Below are 19426 nucleotides of genomic sequence, written 5' to 3' on the forward strand. Positions count from 1 at the left end.
CCGCCGGTTAGGATTTCCCAGTGACTACGCCGCCGTACCTCATCGAGCAGCTTTCCCTGCCCGCGGACCTTGACGCCGCCGACCCTGGCACCCCGGACCTTAATGCCGCTGACGCGGCGGAGTTCCGTGAATTCGTAGATCTCTGTGACGAGCTCGCCCTGCAGACCTGGGGAAACCTAGACCGTTCAGCATCCGCGGCGGCCCGGCTCCAGTACTGGCGGGACAACCCCTACAGCCGGCTGCGGCTCTTCTTCGTCCGGGTCGACGGGCGCATGGTGGCCCGCTCGTGGATCCGCTACGAACTGCAGGAAAACCTCAGCAGTGCGCTCCTGCACGTGAACGTTCTCGATTCCTTCGCCGGCCGCGGGATCGGCCGGGCACTGCTGCAGCACGCCGAAGCGCTGGCCGCCGGCGACGGCCGGACCGTGCTGCAGACGTTCACGGAACACCCGGCCGATTTCGACGTCGACGGTCCGAACCTCATCAAGCCGGCCACCGGGACCGGGTCGCTTCCGGCCGGTGCGTCCGGCGTCCGGTTTGCCGGACGGGCCGGCTACCGCCTGGAGCAGGTGGAACGCTTCAGCGCGCTGGAGGTTCCGGCGGCCGCGGACCTCGATGCTCTGGCGCGGGACGCCCTGACCCGCGCGGGGGACTACGAACTCCTGCACTGGAGCGATTCGTGCCCGGAGCAAGATGCCGCCCAGTTGGCCGTGCTGATGTCGCGCATGAGCACCGACGCTCCCACCGGCGCGCTCAGCTACGAGCCGGAAAGGTGGGACGTCGCGCGCGTGCGCCACGTCGAGGACACCTGGCGGCGGGCCGGCCTGTCCTCCCTCGTCGCGGCGGCGCGGCACCGGGACACCGGTGAGCTCGCCGCCTACACCGTCCTTCAGGTCGCCGCCGACAAACCCTGGCTGGCCAGCCAGGACGACACCCTGGTCGCGGCCGGCCACCGGGGCCACCGACTCGGCATCCTCGTCAAGATCCTCAACCTGCGCCGGCTGCATGACGACTATCCCGAGGTGCAGCGGGTCATCACCTTCAATGCCGCCGAGAACGACCACATGCTTGGTATCAACATCGCACTGGGCTTCAAGCCTGCGGGGTACGACGGCGAATGGCAGCGCTCTGTTGTAGGGGCCGGTGCGGGCACCCCGAACTGAGCTCCGCAGCGGCCGTGCGCCCAAGGGGCCGGAAACTGGCCCGCGTCACCAATGGAACAGCAGCCCAAACCAGCATATGCTGGCGGTTGAAAGCCCGGTCAGAACCGGGCCGTACCGATGGCGGGTGGCAGAACGGCTGGGATGATGCCCTCTATGGCAGACGATGTACGGATTGAGCAGCTGTGGATCCCCGATTCCCTCGACGCGCCCGATGCCGCTGACTTTCTCGCCGCTATCGAAGTGGGGCGAAGGGTCAGGATGCAGACCTGGGGTACCGATGACCTCGCCTACGCGCCGCAGGAGAAGCTGCTGGAGATGGCGGACCCCTACGAACGCCAGGTGATCCTCGTGGCCAAGGTCGACGGCGTGATCGTCGGGACAGCGGACATCGCCCTGCCGCTTGTAGACAACCTGGACCTTGCCGAATTTACCCTCGACATCCTTCCGGAATACCGGCGCCGGGGTGTGGGGCGGCAACTGCTCGAAGCCGCAGAGCATTTCGCCCGGGACGAGGGCCGCCACACCATCCTGATCGACACCAACCACCCGGGATCGACGCTGACGGACCCGGAGGCCGAGCAGCTGGTGCCCGGAAGCGGTGTCGGGTTCGTCCCGCTGGGAAGCCGCGACGTCGAGTTCGCCCGCCACACCGGATACACGCTGCAGCACATTGAACAGTTCAGTTCCTGCGCCCTGCCCCTGGACAGCAAGCTCGTCGCCGAACTGGAGGCGGAAGCCGAGGAAGCCAACGCCGGCCGGTACCGCCTGCACCACTGGACCGACCGCTGCCCGGACCAGTGGCTCGAGGCAGTCGCCGCCCTGGAGAACCAGGCAGGCGAGGACGAAGTGCCGGGGCCGGATGCCGAGGAGATGGTGTTCGACGGCGGCATCCTCCGCGAAGCGGAGGAGGTGACCATTGCCCAGGGCCGCCGGACGGTGGTGACCGCCGTCGAGCACATCGCCAGCGGAACTCTCGTGGGACTGACCACCATCAGTGTCCTCGCGCTGCGCCCCGACGTCGTATTCCAGGACGACACCGTCGTGCTGCAGGAACACCGCGGCAACAAGCTCGGCCTCCTGATCAAGGTCGCTAACATGGAGCGGCTCAGCGAACAGTTCCCGGACGCGCGGGTCCTCTACACCTGGAACGCCCCGGAGAACCGCTACCTGCTGAAGGTCAACCAGCAGCTGGGATTCACGACAGCAGGCGTGACCGGTCTCTGGCAGAAGGAACTTCCCAACTTCGGCCCGTCTGTCAGCTGAGGGCCGGCCGCCGGCTCGTGCGCGCTGATTCCCGGGCACGGGCTCCCGAGCGGGCCCGATTTGGAGCACGCGCACGGTGTCCCGTAAGCTGGGAGGACCAAAGACCGTCGGTTGTTGGAAATCCACTCTCCCAAGCAAGACTCACTTCTGCAGTCGCGCCGGGAGAACACAGTAGGTTTCCGGACGAAGGACCCTGAACATAGGGCGGCCGGCGCAGGTGAACGAAGCAAAGCTCCGCGGTCATGGACTGCGTCGAGACAAGCCCCGTGCATCTGCGCGGGGCGTTTTTAGTTTTTAGCTCTTTTGAGCGGGGACCCGGACACACCGGCACTATCCCCGGAAGGAGGGTTATGGCAACGCCTAGCAAGGTTTCAGCAGTAGCTGAGATCACTAACGATTTCAAGGAATCGACCGCCGCTGTCCTGACCGAATACCGTGGGCTCACCGTTGCACAGCTCAAGCAGCTGCGTGTTTCTCTCGGCCAGGAAACCAAGTTCTCGGTCGTCAAGAACACCCTGACCGCTATTGCAGCCAAGGAAGCTGGTGTCGAAGCATTCGACGGTCAGCTCGCCGGCCCCACTGCAATCGCGTTCATCAAGGGTGACGCAGTTGCCGCTGCCAAGAGCCTGACGGATTTTGCCAAGGCCAACAAGCAGCTGGTCATCAAGACCGGTTACTTCGAAGGCAAGGCACTGAACGCCAGCGAAGTTGCTGCCCTGGCAGCACTCGAGTCCCGTGAGCTGCAGCTCGCCAAGGTTGCAGGTGTCCTCAAGGCTCCTGCTGCCGCTGCTGCACGCATCATCGACGCACTGCGCCTCAAGCTTGAAGAAGAGAACGGTGCACCGGCAGCAGCCGAAGCACCCGCCGCTGAAGAAGCTCCCGCAGCAGATGCAGCAGCCGAGGCCGCACCGGCCGAAGCCGCAGCCCCCGAAGAGAACTAACTCTCTTCTCCATAAGACTCCGGTGCCACTGCGGGCCTCAGGCCCGCCGGGCACCACTATAGGAAGGACGCCACACCATGGCGAAGCTCACCAACGAAGAGCTCATTGAAGCTTTCAAGGAACTGACCATCATCGAGCTCTCCGAGTTCGTCAAGCTCTTCGAAGAGACCTTCGAAGTTACCGCTGCTGCTGTTGCCGTTGCCGGCCCCGCCGGTGGCGCTGCTGCTGAGGAAGCCGAAGAGAAGACCGACTTCGACGTCGTCCTCGAAGCTGCTGGCGACAAGAAGATCGCAGTGATCAAGGAAGTTCGCGCCATCACTTCCCTGGGCCTCAAGGAAGCCAAGGACCTGGTTGACAGCGCTCCCAAGGCTGTTCTCGAAGGTGCCACCAAGGAAGCTGCCGAGAAGGCAAAGGAGCAGCTCGAGGCTGCCGGCGCCACCGTTACCCTCAAGTAACTTTCGCCGTCCGGATCCTTCGCGGTCCGCACTGCTTCACGGGAACCCCGTCCACTCCGGTGGGCGGGGTTTCCTGCGTTCCCGGGCCGAACTCCATCATGGCTTGACGGGATCGATGGACAGAACCTGTACCTCCGGGCGCCGGGTGAACGGAGTGCAAGGATTAGGCAAGGATTTTCTGATACCCCTGTCGCACTTGCTGGCACGCCCCTAGACTCTGGATTTGTGCCCACCGGCCCCCAACGCTCAGGAGTTCACCCACAATGACGGACCCTCACGATTCCTTCTCCCGCCGCGCCATGCTCACAGCAGCCCTCGTGGGCGGGGGCGCCGCCGCTGCCGCGCTGGCCGGGGCCCCGGCAGCACAGGCCGCCGGCAAACAATCAGAAGGGGGCCAGCCCGGCGGCAAGAAACAGTTCACGCTGACCGTGCTCGGCACCACCGATCTGCACAACAACGTCTTCAACTGGGATTACTTCAAGAACACCGCCTACGCCGACACCGCCGGGAACAAGATCGGGATCGCCCAGGCAGCCACCCTGATCCACGCCATGCGGGCCGAGCGCGGCGCCGCGAACACGCTGACCATCGACGCCGGGGACACCATCCAGGGCACGCCACTGGCCTACTACTTCGCCAAGATCAGCCCGATCTCCGCAACCGTGAAACACCCCATGGCGCTGGCCATGAACACGATCGGCTACGACGCCGTGGGGCTGGGCAACCACGAGTTCAACTACGGCATTCCGCTTCTGCGCACCTGGGAGAAGCAACTGAACTTCCCGCTCCTGGGCGCCAACGTCCACGACGCCGTCACAGGCGGCCGCGCCTTCACCCCCTACGTCCTCAAACGGGTCAAGACAGACAACGGCTGGCTGACGGTCGGACTGGTCGGCTTCGTGACGCCGGGGTGCGCGCTCTGGGACCGCGACAACGTCCAGGGAAAGCTCGACTTCAACGGCATCGTCGAGGAAGCCAAAACGGTCATCCCGCAGGTCAAAGCCGCCGGCGCCGACATCGTGATCGTCACGAGCCACTCCGGCGCGACCCCCGGATCGTCCTACGGCGACGCCCTGCCCTTCCCGGAGAACGCTTCCACCCAGCTCGCCGAGGAAGTCCCCGGCATTGATGCCATCCTGGTCGGGCACGCCCATCTGGAAATCCCGGAGCGCTTTGTGACCAACAAAGCCACCGGCAAGCAGGTCCTCCTGACCGAGCCGCTCAAATGGGGCATGCGGGTGTCCGTCATGGACCTCGAACTCGCCAGGGAGAAGGGCCAGTGGACCGTCACCTCGGCGCATTCGCTCCTGCTGGACGCCAAGACCGTCGACGCCGATCCCGCCGTCGTCCGGGCCGTTCAGGCCGGGCACGAGGCCACGGTGAGATACGTCAACGAGGTGATCGGCACTTCCACGGCCCCGCTCAGCACCGCCACCGCCTGCTGGGAGGACTCCGCCGCGATCGACGCCATCAACTACGTCCAGGCCAGCACCATCAAGGCCGAGCTGGCCAACGGACCCGCGGCGGGGCTGCCCGTGCTGTCCATTGCGGCGGCATTCTCCCGCGCCGTCGACGTCAAGGCCGGACCGCTGACCATCCGCGACGTCGCAGGGCTGTACATCTTCGACAACACCCTGCTCTCCATCAAGGTCACCGGTGCCCAGGTCAAGGACTACCTGGAGTGGTCCGCGCAGTACTTCAAACCGGTGACCGGCACCACGGCCAGGTCCGCGGACGTCACCAACGCCGTGACCGCCGTGGCCCCGAACGGCACACCGGACTATAACTACGACGTCGTCTACGGACTCGACGCTCCGCTGAACTATGAGATCGACCTCGCCCGGCCTGCAGGGGACAGGATCGCCAATCTGAGTTACGGCGGACAGGCGCTGCGGCCCGAGCAGGAATTTGCCCTGGCCATCAACAACTACCGGCAAAGCGGCGGCGGGAACTTCCCGGCCGTCAAGACCGCTCCGGTGCTCTCGAACAGCCAGCAGGAGATCCGGCAGCGCATCATCGACTACGTGGTGGACCACGGCACCCTGGACGTCGCCGTCTTCAGCCAGGCCAACTGGCGGCTCACCGTCAACGGGGCACCGCTCACGGTCACGGCCTGACGCGGCCCAGCAGCGTCGACTGCTCCGTAACTGCCGTTTTCAGCACCCATAAGGGCAGTTACGGAGCAGTCGACGTATCTGGCACCGCCGGGCCCGGCGGTGCTTTTAACCCGGCTGGGCTAGTTGGGTTGGTTCGGCTAACCGGGTTCGGTGATGTCGGCGACGACGGCCCCCAGGGCCGCCGTCAGGGCGTCCGCGTCGACGAACGCGCTGTAGCCGTGTTCCCCGGCTCCCATGGAGATACGCCGGCCCGTAATGGTCTGGTCGGCGTAGACCGGCCACGGCCGGGTGCTGCCGAGCGGCGTAATGGTCCCGCGCTCGTAGCCGGTGGCCTCGAACGCCGTTTCCGCCGCCGGGAGCGAGAGCTTGTTGACTCCCAGCAGCGCCCGCAGCTTGGGCCAGGAGATCTGCCGGTCGCCGGGCACGAGCGCGAACAGGAAGCTGCCGTCCTTGTGCTTGACCACGAGGGATTTCACGATATCCGCGGGCCGGATCCCGAGGATATCGGCCGCTTCCTCGAGGCTGCGGGCGGCGAGGCGTTCCACGATCTCGACGTCCAAGCCGCGGGCCGCGGCATCGGCCAGGAACCGCTCGCGGCCGCCGCCGGTTGTTGTCTGCTCTGCCATGCCCGCCAAAATCCCTCCCTGGAAATCCTGAACCCGGCGGTTGCCGGGTCAGTCGCAGTTGAGCCCTACTCGCAGTTCAGCCCTGGTCGCAGTCCGGCCCTAGTCGCGGTACAGCAGCAGCGCCTCGCCCTGGCCGCCCCCGCCGCACAGCGACACGGCGGCCTTGCCGGTGCCCCGGCGTTTGAGTTCGTGCGCCGCGTGCAGGGCCAACCGCGCGCCGGAGGCCCCGATCGGGTGGCCGAGGGCGATCGCCCCACCGTGGATGTTGCACCGCTCCAGCGGGTAGCCCAGGTCCTTCAGGGACTGCACCGCCACGGAGCCGAACGCCTCATTGATTTCGATGAAGTCGAGGTCGGCGACCGTCCACCCGGCCTTGTCCAGGGCGCTCTTGATGGCGTTGGACGGCTGGGAGTGCAGCGAGTTGTCCGGCCCGGCGACCTGGCCGGGTTTGCCGACCACGGCCAGGTACTCAAGGCCGTTGTCCTCGGCGAACTTCCGGCTGCACAGCACCAGGGCGGCAGCGCCGTCGGACAGGGGAGAGGAGTTGCCCGCGGTGATGGTGCCGTCCGTGACGAACGCCGCGCGCAGGCCGGCCAGCGACTCGACCGTGGTGTCCGGCCGGACGCCTTCGTCGGAGGTGACGGCGATGGGGTCGCCCTTGCGCTGCTTGACGCTCATCGCAGCGATCTCGCCGTCGAAGACGCCGTCCTTGGCGGCCCGGGCGGCGCGCTGGTGCGACTGCGCCGCGACCTCGTCCTGGGAAGCCCGGTCGATGCCGAGGGTCAGGTTCTTGCTTTCCGTCGAGAGCCCCATGGACTGCCCGTCGAAGGCGTCGGTGAGGCCGTCGTGCGCCGCCACGTCCAGGGCCTGGACCGTACCGTACGCCCAGCCCTGCCGTGAGCCGGGCAGCACGTGCGGGGCGCGGGTCATGGATTCCTGACCGCCGGCCACCACCACGGTGGCGTCGCCGCTGCGGATCATCCGGGCGGCGTCGATCACGGCGGTGAGGCCCGAGAGGCAGACCTTGTTGATGGTCACCGTGGGGACGTTCCAGCCGATGCCGGCGCCGATGGCGCTCTGGCGGGCCGGGTTCTGGCCCGCCCCGGCCTGCAGGACCTGGCCCATGATCACGCTGTCCACCTGGTCCGCCTTGACGCCGCTGGCGGCCAGGGCGGCCTTGATGGCATGGGAGCCGAGTTCGACGGCGGTGAAGCTGGCCAGCTGCCCGTTCAGGCGCCCCTGGGGGGTGCGGGCGGCGGCGAGGATGACAACGTCGTTGTTGTCTGCAGGATTGCTCATGGTCTTCTCTTCCGATCTACGACGGCTCTATGACGGCTTAATGTCTACGTTATCGTGAGCCCCATCACGTATCCATTCGGCCCCGGGCTGCGCTAAGGCATGACACGGGCCGGACGCCGGGGGAGCGGCCGCACAGCCTCTGCACAGCGTCCTCTGTGCAGCGTCCGAGCAACATCCGCCAAACTTCATGCTTGCAATCCCGCCGGAAGTGGGGTAGACAAGTAGGTTGCTTTGCCGTATCGTAGATATTTGCGTCTTCCCTGTTTACCTTCAGCCTTCATATAGCGGTGGGCTTAGCCTGACAGCTGCTCCATCAATGTGCCGTCTACAACGTGCACCAGCGTGGGCAGCGCGGGTCCCGGGTCATATAGCGGAACCGGACTGGTAGCACTGTGGAGTCATTCTGCAGGGTGCATAACGGGGGAGATCTGACAACGCCTGAAGGTCTGTGGAAGGATCCCTCTTGGTCGCCTCGAGCACCTCTAATGTAAACAACGCTACCGCTATCAATGCCGACAGCACCGATGGTGCCACTCGCCGGCTCTCATTCGCAAAGATTCACGAACCTCTTGATGTTCCGAATCTGCTCGCCCTGCAAACGGACAGCTTTGACTGGCTGGTCGGAAACGAACGCTGGCAGGCGCGCGTGGCGAAGGCCGTCGAAGAAGGCGACCTCAGCGTCGCCACCACCTCGGGTCTGTCTGACATCTTCGAAGAGATCTCCCCGATCGAGGACTTCCAGGGCACCATGTCCCTGAGCTTCTCCGAGCCGGAGTTCGCTGACCCCAAATACACCATGGCCGAGTGCAAGGACCGGGACGCAACGTACTCGGCCCCGCTGTACGTCAAGGCCGAATTCATGAACAACAACACGGGCGAAATCAAGCAGCAGACCGTGTTCATGGGTGACTTCCCGCTGATGACCGAGAAGGGCACCTTCGTCGTCAACGGCACCGAGCGTGTCGTTGTCTCCCAGCTGGTCCGCTCCCCGGGCGCCTACTTCGAGCGCACCGCCGACAAGACCAGTGACAAGGACATCTTCACTGCGAAGATCATCCCCTCCCGCGGCGCCTGGTTCGAACTTGAAATCGACAAGCGCGACCAGGTCGGCGTCCGTCTTGACCGCAAGCGCAAGCAGTCCGTCACCGTGCTGCTGAAGGCCCTCGGCTGGACCGAAGGTCAGATCCTCGAGGAATTCGGCCAGTACGACTCCATGCGCGCGACGCTGGAGAAGGACGCCACCGAGACCCGCGAAGACGCGTTGCTGGACATCTACCGGAAGCTGCGCCCGGGCGAGCCGCCCACGGTTGAGGCTGCCCAGTCCCTGCTGGACAACCTGTACTTCAACTCCAAGCGCTACGATCTGGCCAAGGTCGGCCGTTACAAGATCAACCGCAAGCTTGGCATCGACCGCTCCCTTGGCGACAAGGAAGCTTCGGTCCTGCACGTTGAAGACATCGTGGCCATGATCAAGTTCCTGGTTGCCCTGCACGCCGGCGAGAAGACCCTCATGGGCAAGCGCGACGGCCAGGACCACGAGCTCCGCGTCGAGATCGATGACATCGACCACTTCGGCAACCGCCGCATCCGCGCCGTCGGCGAGCTCATCGAGAACCAGGTCCGCACCGGCCTGTCCCGCATGGAGCGCGTTGTCCGCGAACGCATGACGACCCAGGACGTCGAGGCCATCACGCCGCAGACCCTGATCAACATCCGTCCCGTTGTGGCAGCCATCAAGGAGTTCTTCGGAACTTCCCAGCTGTCCCAGTTCATGGACCAGAACAACCCGCTCTCGGGTCTGACCCACAAGCGCCGCCTGTCCGCGCTTGGCCCGGGTGGTCTGTCCCGTGACCGTGCCGGCATGGAAGTCCGTGACGTGCACCCGTCCCACTACGGACGTATGTGCCCCATCGAAACTCCTGAAGGCCCGAACATTGGTCTGATCGGTTCGCTGGCTTCCTACGGACGCATCAACCCGTTCGGTTTCATCGAAACCCCGTACCGCCTTGTCTCCGAGGGCGTCGTTTCCGATGAGGTCAAGTACCTCACCGCCGACGACGAAGCCGAGGTCCTGATCGCTCAGGCCAACGCCCCGCTCGACGAGAACAAGCGTTTTGCCGAAGAGACCGTCCTGGTCCGTGCCCGCGGTGGTGGAGGCGAGCCCGTGCTGGTCCCCGCCGCCGACGTCGAATTCATGGACGTTTCCCCGCGCCAGATGGTGTCCGTGGCAACCGCCCTGATCCCGTTCCTCGAGCATGACGATGCTAACCGTGCACTCATGGGTGCCAACATGCAGCGCCAGGCCGTGCCGCTGGTCCGCTCCGAGGCGCCGTTCGTCGGCACCGGCATGGAGCGCGCCGCCGCCGTCGACGCCGGTGACGTCACCATCGCGAAGAAGGCCGGTGTGGTCACCGAGGTTTCCGCCGAGCTCGTCATTATGCTCAACGACGACGGCACGGAAACCAACTACCGCATCAACAAGTTCGCCCGCTCCAACCAGGGCAACTGCTACAACAACCGTGTCCTGGTGAACGAAGGCCAGCGCCTGGAGGTCGGCGGCATCATCGCTGACGGCCCGGCAACGGACCAGGGCGAGCTCGCCCTCGGTAAGAACCTGCTCGTGGCATTCATGTCATGGGAAGGCCACAACTTCGAGGATGCCATCATCCTGTCCCAGCGCATCGTGGCCGAGGACGTCCTGTCCTCGATCCACATCGAGGAGCACGAGATCGATGCCCGCGACACCAAGCTTGGTGCCGAGGAAATCACCCGTGACATCCCCAACGTGTCTGAGGAAGTCCTGGCAGGCCTGGACGAGCGCGGCATCATCCACATCGGTGCCGAAGTTGAGGCCGGCGACATCCTGGTCGGTAAGGTCACCCCCAAGGGCGAGACCGAGCTGACCCCGGAAGAGCGCCTGCTGCGCGCCATCTTCGGTGAGAAGTCCCGCGAAGTGCGTGACACCTCCTTGAAGGTCCCGCACGGCGAGTCCGGCACCGTGATCGGTGTCCGCGTCTTCGACCGCGACAACGACGACGAGCTGCCCCCGGGCGTCAACCAGCTGGTCCGCGTGTACGTGGCCGCCAAGCGCAAGATCACCGACGGCGACAAGCTCGCCGGCCGTCACGGCAACAAGGGTGTTATCTCCAAGATCCTTCCGATCGAGGACATGCCCTTCCTTGCCGACGGTACCCCCGTTGATATCGTCCTGAACCCGCTGGGTGTTCCGGGCCGTATGAACGTCGGCCAGGTGCTCGAAACGCACCTCGGCTGGGTTGCCAAGACCGGCTGGAAGATCGAAGGCGAGCCCGAGTGGGTCAAGCAGCTGCCGAACCTGCCGCGCGAGAGTGGCCAGACCACTGTTGCAACGCCGGTCTTCGACGGTGCTCGTGAAGAGGAAATCACGGGCCTGCTCGATTCCACCAACGTCACCCGCGACGGCGACCGTCTGATCAACTCCTCAGGCAAGACCCGTCTGTTCGACGGCCGCTCCGGCGAGCCGTTCCCGGATCCGATCTCGGTCGGCTACATGTACATCCTGAAGCTCCACCACCTGGTGGACGACAAGATCCACGCACGCTCCACCGGCCCGTACTCCATGATCACGCAGCAGCCGCTGGGTGGTAAGGCACAGTTCGGTGGCCAGCGCTTCGGTGAAATGGAAGTGTGGGCGCTCGAAGCTTACGGCGCCGCCTACACGCTCCAGGAACTCCTCACGATCAAGTCGGATGATATCCACGGTCGCGTGAAGGTCTACGAAGCCATCGTCAAGGGCGAGAACATCCCCGAGCCGGGCGTTCCTGAGTCCTTCAAGGTCTTGATCAAGGAAATGCAGTCGCTGTGCCTGAACGTGGAAGTGCTTTCCACGGACGGAACCACAATTGAAATGCGTGACTCTGATGACGCAGTCTTCACGGCTGCGGAAGAACTGGGCATCGATCTGTCTCGTGCAGAGCCCAGTTCCGTAGAAGAGGTTTAGCAGGCTTCCGACGGCGGGCGGTTCCCGTCCGCCGTCGGAGTCCTCCCTCTTCCCGTAACCCAAGACTTCAGAATTTAGAGAACAAGAGAGAACAGGGACCATATGTCCAGCGAATCCTCCTTCGGCCTCATGCAGATCGGCCTCGCCACCGCGGAAGACATCCGTGGCTGGTCGTACGGCGAGGTTAAGAAGCCGGAAACCATCAACTACCGCACGCTCAAGCCCGAGAAGGACGGCCTCTTCTGCGAGAAGATCTTCGGCCCGTCCCGCGACTGGGAATGCTACTGCGGCAAGTACAAGCGCGTGCGCTTCAAGGGCATCATCTGCGAGCGGTGTGGCGTTGAAGTCACCCGCGCCAAGGTCCGCCGTGAGCGCATGGGCCACATCGAGCTGGCCGCCCCGGTCACGCACATCTGGTACTTCAAGGGCGTTCCCTCCCGTCTGGGCTACCTCCTTGACCTGGCACCGAAGGACCTCGAAAAGGTCATCTACTTCGCCGCCTACATGATCACGAGCGTCGACGCCGACAGCCGCCACGAAGAACTGCCCAACCTCCAGGTTGAGCACGACATCGAGAAGAAGCAGCTGATCGACAACCGCGACTCGGACATCGCCACGATCGCCCGCGACCTCGAGAACGAGCTCGCGCGCCTCGAAGGCGAAGGCGCTAAGGCTGCCGACAAGAAGAAGGCCCGCGACTCCGCTGACCGCCAGATGGCGAACGTCCGCAAGCGTGCCGACGCCGAAATTGAGCGCCTCGAGCAGGTCTGGGACCGCTTCAAGAACCTTAAGGTCGCCGACCTCGAAGGTGACGAAGGCCTGTACCGCGAACTGCGCGACCGCTACGGCATGTACTTCGAAGGCTCCATGGGTGCCGAGGCCATCAAGAAGCGTCTTGAGAACTTCGACATGCAGGCCGAGTCCGACATGCTGCGCGACATCATCGCCAACGGCAAGGGCCAGCGCAAGACGCGTGCCCTGAAGCGGCTTAAGGTGGTCAACGCCTTCCTGACCACCAACAACAGCCCGCTCGGCATGGTGCTGGACGCCGTCCCGGTGATCCCGCCGGAACTGCGCCCGATGGTCCAGCTGGACGGTGGCCGCTTCGCGACCTCCGACCTCAACGACCTCTACCGCCGCGTGATCAACCGCAACAACCGTCTCAAGCGCCTGCTTGACCTCGGTGCCCCGGAGATCATCGTCAACAACGAGAAGCGCATGCTTCAGGAAGCTGTTGACAGCCTCTTCGACAACGGCCGCCGCGGCCGCCCGGTCACCGGACCGGGCAACCGTCCGCTGAAGTCCCTGAGCGACATGCTCAAGGGCAAGCAGGGCCGTTTCCGCCAGAACCTCCTCGGCAAGCGCGTCGACTACTCCGGCCGTTCGGTCATCGTCGTCGGCCCGCAGCTGAAGCTGCACCAGTGTGGTCTGCCCAAGCAGATGGCCCTGGAGCTCTTCAAGCCGTTCGTGATGAAGCGCCTGGTTGACCTCAACCACGCACAGAACATCAAGTCGGCCAAACGGATGGTGGAGCGTTACCGCCCGCAGGTCTGGGACGTCCTCGAAGAGATCATCACCGAGCACCCCGTGCTGCTGAACCGTGCACCTACCCTGCACCGCCTCGGCATCCAGGCGTTCGAGCCGCAGCTCGTCGAAGGCAAGGCAATCCAGCTTCACCCGCTGGTTTGTGGCGCCTTCAACGCCGACTTCGACGGCGACCAGATGGCAGTCCACCTGCCGCTGAGCCCCGAAGCCCAGGCCGAGGCACGCATCCTGATGCTGTCCTCGAACAACATCCTGAAGCCGTCGGACGGCCGCCCGGTGACCCTGCCGTCGCAGGATATGATCATCGGTCTCTACCACCTGACCACCAAGCGTGTCGGTTCAGCTGGCGAAGGCCGGATCTTCTCCTCGGTTGCGGAAGCCATCATGGCCTACGACCTCCACGAGCTGCACCTGAACTCCAAGGTCAAGATCCGCCTCGAGGGCTTCGTGCCCTACGCCGGCTGGGAAGCCCCGGAGGGCTGGGAGCCCGGTCAGACCGCACTGGTGGAGACCTCCCTCGGGCAGGTCATCTTCAACCAGACGCTGCCCGCGGACTACCCGTGGGTTGAGGATGTTGCCGACAAGGGCGAGCTGTCCCGGATCGTCAACGACCTCGCCGAGCGCTACCCGAAGGTCGTCACGGCGGCAACGCTGGACAACCTGAAGGATGCCGGTTTCTACTGGGCCACCCGTTCAGGCGTCACCGTTGCCATCTCCGACATCGAGGTGCCCAAGTCCAAGCCGGCGATCCTTGCCGGTTACGAGACCATGGCTGCCAAGATCCAGGGCCAGTACGACAAGGGCCTGATCGACGACGACGAGCGTCGCCAGGAACTGATCGAGATCTGGAACAAGGCCACGAACGAGATCGCCCAGGCGATGCGTGACAGCCTGTCCCCGATGAACACCATCAACCGCATGGTGTCCTCCGGCGCACGTGGTAACTGGATGCAGGTCCGTCAGATCGCGGGTATCCGTGGCCTGGTGGCCAACCCGAAGGGTGAAATCATCCCGCGTCCGATCAAGTCCTCCTACCGTGAGGGCCTGTCGGTGCTGGAATACTTCATCGCCACGCACGGTGCCCGTAAGGGTCTGGCTGACACCGCCCTGCGTACCGCCAACTCGGGTTACCTGACCCGTCGTCTGGTGGACGTCTCGCAGGACGTCATTGTCCGCGAAGAGGACTGCGGCACGGAGCGCGGCCTGGTGACCGCCATCGCCGTCGCTGACGCCAACGGCGAGCTCGTCCTGGACGAGAACGTCGAGAACAGCGCCTACGCCCGTACCCTGGCCGTGGACGTCCTCGACGCCTCGGGCAAGGTCCTGGCGGCGGCCGGCACCGACTGCGGCGACGTCGTCATTGCCGAACTGTTCGCAGCCGGCATCACCGAGGTCAAGGTCCGCTCCGTACTCACCTGTGAGTCCAGCGTCGGCACCTGCGCCCTGTGCTACGGCCGTTCGCTGGCCACAGGCAAGACCGTCGACATCGGTGAGGCAGTGGGCATCATCGCCGCACAGTCCATCGGTGAGCCGGGCACCCAGCTGACCATGCGTACGTTCCACACCGGTGGTGCAGTTTCCGCCAGCGGCGGCGACGACATCACCCAGGGTCTGCCCCGTATCCAGGAGCTCTTCGAAGCCCGCACTCCGAAGGGTGTTGCACCGATTGCTGAAGCAGCCGGCCGCATCGCCATCGAAGAGTCCGAGCGCCAGATGCGCCTGGTCATCACCCCGGATGACGGATCCGAAGAGATCGCCTACCCGGTGCTGCGCCGTTCACGGCTCCTCATCGAAGACGGCGACCACGTCAGCGTCGGCCAGAAGCTCATCAACGGCCCGGTCGATCCCAAGCAGGTGCTGCGCATCATGGGTCCCCGTGCCGCGCAGAAGTTCCTGGTGGACGAAGTCCAGGGCGTGTACCGCAGCCAGGGCATCGGTATCCACGACAAGCACGTCGAGGTTATCGTCCGCCAGATGCTGCGCCGCGTCACGGTCATCGAATCCGGTGAATCGGACCTGCTGCCCGGCGAGCTCGCCGAACGCAGCCGTTTCGAAGAGGCCAACCGCCGCGTTGTGTCCGAGGGCAAGACGCCGGCTTCCGGCCGTCCCGAGCTCATGGGCATCACCAAGGCGTCCCTGGCGACCGAGTCCTGGCTGTCCGCAGCTTCCTTCCAGGAAACCACCCGCGTCCTGACGCAGGCGGCCATGGAAGGCAAGAGCGATCCGCTGCTCGGCCTCAAGGAAAACGTCATCATCGGTAAGCTCATCCCGGCCGGCACGGGTCTCCCGCGCTATACCGAGGTCACCGTGGAACCCACTGAAGAAGCAAAGGCCAACCTGTTCACCGGCCCCAGCGCATTCAGTGACTTCTCCTACGACACCCTGGGCGGCGACGGGGCTCCCGAGTTCCACGCCATCCCGCTGGATGACTACGATCTCGGCAGCGACTTCCGCTAGCCGATAGCTCGGCGTCGGGCCCCGTCACCACTCTGCTTTCAGCGGGGCGGGGACGGGGCCCTTCCTGTCTGCCCAACTAGCTGGCAGCTGAGGTCGTTATGGGTCCCCAAAACGGCCTCAGCTGCGAGTCAGTTGGGCAGCGGGGGCGCGATTAAGGCCTGGGAGCCGCCCGTGGTAGACTGGAGACTAATTGTTATTGTGGCAGTGGATGAGTGCGCCGGTTGCAGCTGAAAAGCTTAACCAGGACGACGTTTCCGGTTTGCAGGGTTCTTGTGCAACGTATGCCACATTTTCGCATGCCTAGGGGCAATTTGGGTCGAAAGTCCTTGGAACCCGGCGTGCGGTCCGACTATTAAGGCTTCGCCTCAGCTGCTCTGGAGAGAACTTCAAGGCTCGGGCGGCGAGGCGCAGCGACAAGAGAGCGTCCGCCAACGGCCGCTCCGGATAAAACGGAGAACACGAGAGTGCCTACGATTAACCAGCTGGTCCGCAAGGGCCGCACGCCGAAGGTCAAAAAGACCAAGGCCCCCGCGCTTAACGGCAGCCCGATGCGTCGCGGTGTTTGCACCCGCGTTTACACGACGACCCCGAAGAAGCCGAACTCGGCTCTGCGTAAGGTTGCACGTGTGCGCCTCAACGGTGGCATTGAAGTCACCGCTTACATCCCCGGTGTAGGCCACAACCTGCAGGAGCACTCCATTGTGCTCGTCCGCGGCGGCCGCGTGAAGGACCTTCCGGGTGTCCGCTACAAGATCGTCCGTGGCGCCCTCGATACCCAGGGTGTCAAGAACCGTAAGCAGGCCCGCAGCCGCTACGGCGCAAAGATGGAGAAGAAGTAATATGCCTCGCAAGGGTCCGGCCCCCAAGCGGCCGCTAGTTCTAGATCCCGTTTACGGCTCCCCGCTGGTTACCCAGCTCATCAACAAGGTGCTGGTTGACGGCAAGAAGTCCACCGCAGAGCGCATCGTTTACGGTGCCCTCGAAGGTGCTCGCGCCAAGTCCGGCGGCGACCCCGTTGCAGCCCTCAAGAAGGCCATGGAGAACGTCAAGCCTTCGCTTGAGGTCCGCTCCCGCCGTGTTGGTGGCGCCACCTACCAGGTTCCGGTCGAGGTCAAGCCGGGTCGCTCGACGGCCCTCGCCCTCCGCTGGCTGGTCGGCTACTCCAAGGCCCGCCGTGAAAAGACGATGACCGAGCGCCTCCAGAACGAGATCCTGGATGCCTCCAACGGTCTCGGTGCCGCTGTGAAGCGTCGCGAAGACACCCACAAGATGGCCGAGTCCAACAAGGCCTTCGCACACTACCGCTGGTAATACTTCCCGGACGCCGCCGGCTCGACTGAGCCGGCGGCGAACGTGCAGTCCATCCGAAAGGGAGACACCGTGGCACAGGACGTGCTTACCGACCTTAGCAAGGTCCGCAACATCGGCATCATGGCCCACATCGATGCCGGCAAGACCACTACTACCGAGCGCATCCTGTTCTACACAGGTGTGAACCACAAGATCGGCGAAACGCACGACGGCGCTTCGACGACTGACTGGATGGAACAGGAAAAGGAACGCGGCATCACCATCACGTCTGCCGCCGTGACCTGCTTCTGGGAAAACAACCAGATCAACATCATCGACACCCCCGGCCACGTTGACTTCACCGTTGAGGTTGAGCGCTCCCTGCGCGTCCTCGACGGCGCTGTCGCCGTGTTCGACGGCAAGGAAGGCGTGGAGCCGCAGTCTGAGACTGTTTGGCGCCAGGCTGACAAGTACAACGTCCCGCGCATCTGCTTCGTCAACAAGATGGACAAGCTCGGCGCTGACTTCTACTTCACCGTCGACACCATCATCAGCCGCCTCGGTGCCAAGCCGCTCGTCATGCAGCTGCCGATCGGCGCCGAGAACGACTTCATCGGCGTCGTCGACCTCCTTTACATGCGTGCGCTGGTATGGCCCGGCGACGCCAAGGGTGACGTCACCATGGGTGCCAAGTACGAGATCCGCGAGATCCCGGCTGACCTCCAGGCGAAGGCCGACGAGTACCGCGCGCAGCTCATTGAGACTGTTGCCGAGTCCTCCGAGGAACTCATGGAGAAGTACCTCGAAGGCGAAGAGATCAGCATCGACGAGCTCAAGGCCGGCATCCGCAAGATGACGATCAACTCCGAGATCTACCCGGTCTTCTGTGGTTCTGCCTTCAAGAACCGCGGCGTCCAGCCGATGCTCGACGCTGTGGTGGACTACCTGCCGAACCCGCTCGACGTCCCGCCGATGATCGGTCACGATCCCCGCGACGAAGAGAAGGAACTGACCCGCAAGCCTTCCTCCGAAGAGCCGTTCTCCGCGCTGGCCTTCAAGATCGCCGCGCACCCGTTCTTCGGCCAGCTCACCTTCATCCGCGTGTACTCCGGTCACGTGGAAGCAGGCTCCCAGGTGGTCAACTCCACCAAGGGCAAGAAGGAGCGCATCGGCAAGCTGTTCCAGATGCACGCCAACAAGGAAATGCCCGTCGAGGGCGCTACCGCCGGCCACATCTACGCAGCGATCGGCCTGAAGGACACCACCACGGGCGACACCCTGTGCGATCCGGCCAACCAGATTGTCCTCGAGTCCATGAGCTTCCCGGAGCCTGTGATCTCGGTTGCGATCGAGCCGAACACCAAGGGTGACCAGGAGAAGCTCTCCACGGCTATCCAGAAGCTCTCCGCTGAGGACCCGACCTTCCAGGTCTCCCTCAACGAAGACACCGGCCAGACCATCATCGCCGGCATGGGCGAGCTCCACCTGGACATCCTGGTGGACCGCATGCGCCGCGAATTCAAGGTCGAGGCGAACGTTGGCAAGCCGCAGGTTGCTTACCGCGAAACCATCAAGCGTGCTGTAGAGCGTCACGACTACACGCACAAGAAGCAGACCGGTGGTTCCGGCCAGTTCGCAAAGATCCAGATCGCGATCGAGCCGCTGGACACCTCAGGTGGCGAGCTGTACGAGTTCGAGAACAAGGTCACCGGTGGCCGCGTTCCGCGCGAGTACATCCCGTCGGTAGACGCCGGTATCCAGGATGCGCTGAACGACGGCGTCCTGGCCGGTTACCCGGTTGTCGGCATCAAGGCAACGCTGATTGACGGCGCTTACCACGATGTTGACTCCTCGGAAATGGCGTTCAAGATCGCCGGCCGTATGGCTTTCAAGGAAGCCGCACGCAAGGCGAACCCTGTTCTGCTCGAACCGCTGATGGATGTCGAGGTCCGCACCCCTGAGGAATACATGGGTGAAGTTATCGGTGACCTCAACTCCCGCCGTGGCCAGATGCAGTCCATGGAGGATGCCCAGGGCGTCAAGGTCATTCGCGCGCACGTCCCGCTGTCCGGCATGTTCGGCTACATCGGTGACCTGCGCTCGAAGACCCAGGGCCGCGCTGTGTACTCCATGACGTTCAACAGCTACGCCGAGGTCCCGAAGGCAGTTGCCGACGAGATCATCCAGAAGAACCGCGGCGAGTAGTCCCTAGGACGCATCGCAGCAGCAAAAACTCGGATGCGTCTCCGCCAGCGGGGATTCATCTGGTGCAAGTGGCCGGACTCCGGTCA

Annotated in this window: 12 protein-coding genes; 10 read left to right on the forward strand and 2 right to left on the reverse strand. The window is 64.3% G+C overall.

The annotated features are described in order from the left end of the window. Positions 1–20: 20 nt before the first annotated feature. The 5 genes from ABD243_RS20330 to ABD243_RS20350 all read left to right on the forward strand — a co-directional run bounded on the left by ABD243_RS20330 (position 21) and on the right by ABD243_RS20350 (position 5939). Complete coding sequence (locus ABD243_RS20330) at positions 21–1163, forward strand: GNAT family N-acetyltransferase (RefSeq protein ID WP_344368208.1); 1143 nt, start codon at positions 21–23, stop codon at positions 1161–1163. Positions 1164–1316: 153 nt separating this feature from the next. Further along, complete coding sequence (locus ABD243_RS20335; RefSeq protein ID WP_091251966.1) at positions 1317–2426, forward strand: GNAT family N-acetyltransferase; 1110 nt, start codon at positions 1317–1319, stop codon at positions 2424–2426. A 350-nt stretch (positions 2427–2776) separates the two neighbouring features. Beyond that, positions 2777–3367, forward strand: coding sequence for a 50S ribosomal protein L10 (gene rplJ, locus ABD243_RS20340; protein WP_091251967.1), 591 nt, complete (start codon positions 2777–2779; stop codon positions 3365–3367). A 77-nt stretch (positions 3368–3444) separates the two neighbouring features. Next, positions 3445–3822, forward strand: coding sequence for a 50S ribosomal protein L7/L12 (gene rplL, locus ABD243_RS20345; protein ID WP_091251969.1), 378 nt, complete (start codon positions 3445–3447; stop codon positions 3820–3822). Positions 3823–4085: 263 nt separating this feature from the next. Beyond that, positions 4086–5939, forward strand: a complete 1854-nt coding sequence (locus ABD243_RS20350; RefSeq protein WP_344368211.1) for a bifunctional metallophosphatase/5'-nucleotidase — start codon at positions 4086–4088, stop codon at positions 5937–5939. A 137-nt stretch (positions 5940–6076) separates the two neighbouring features. Here the strand turns inward: ABD243_RS20350 and ABD243_RS20355 are convergent, their stop codons facing one another. Together ABD243_RS20355 and ABD243_RS20360 are read right to left on the reverse strand one after the other, a co-directional pair. Next, positions 6077–6565 carry an aminoacyl-tRNA deacylase gene (locus tag ABD243_RS20355; RefSeq protein WP_116765104.1) on the reverse strand — a complete coding sequence of 163 codons (489 nt, stop codon included), beginning with the start codon at positions 6563–6565 and terminating at the stop codon, positions 6077–6079. Positions 6566–6664: 99 nt separating this feature from the next. Beyond that, positions 6665–7864, reverse strand: a complete 1200-nt coding sequence (locus ABD243_RS20360) for an acetyl-CoA C-acetyltransferase (RefSeq protein WP_116765103.1) — start codon at positions 7862–7864, stop codon at positions 6665–6667. A 463-nt stretch (positions 7865–8327) separates the two neighbouring features. Here ABD243_RS20360 and rpoB point away from each other — a divergent pair, with 463 nt between their 5' ends. From rpoB to fusA, 5 genes are all read left to right on the forward strand, one after another. Beyond that, positions 8328–11843, forward strand: a complete 3516-nt coding sequence (gene rpoB, locus ABD243_RS20365; protein ID WP_116765102.1) for a DNA-directed RNA polymerase subunit beta — start codon at positions 8328–8330, stop codon at positions 11841–11843. 102 nt (positions 11844–11945) lie between these two features. Beyond that, on the forward strand, positions 11946–15845 hold the full coding sequence (locus ABD243_RS20370) for a DNA-directed RNA polymerase subunit beta' (RefSeq protein ID WP_344368214.1): 3900 nt from the start codon (positions 11946–11948) through the stop codon (positions 15843–15845). A 464-nt stretch (positions 15846–16309) separates the two neighbouring features. Continuing rightward, positions 16310–16684 carry a 30S ribosomal protein S12 gene (rpsL, locus tag ABD243_RS20375; RefSeq protein WP_018773658.1) on the forward strand — a complete coding sequence of 125 codons (375 nt, stop codon included), beginning with the start codon at positions 16310–16312 and terminating at the stop codon, positions 16682–16684. Between the two features lies 1 nt (position 16685). Then, positions 16686–17156 (forward strand): 30S ribosomal protein S7, encoded by a 471-nt coding sequence (gene rpsG / locus ABD243_RS20380; protein WP_011692813.1) that lies wholly within the window; start codon positions 16686–16688, stop codon positions 17154–17156. 69 nt (positions 17157–17225) lie between these two features. Continuing rightward, positions 17226–19340 carry an elongation factor G gene (gene fusA, locus ABD243_RS20385; RefSeq protein ID WP_091252105.1) on the forward strand — a complete coding sequence of 705 codons (2115 nt, stop codon included), beginning with the start codon at positions 17226–17228 and terminating at the stop codon, positions 19338–19340. Positions 19341–19426 lie beyond the last annotated feature (86 nt).

It is taken from the genome of Arthrobacter humicola, from assembly GCF_039531445.1.
GTDB lineage: Bacteria > Actinomycetota > Actinomycetes > Actinomycetales > Micrococcaceae > Arthrobacter > Arthrobacter humicola.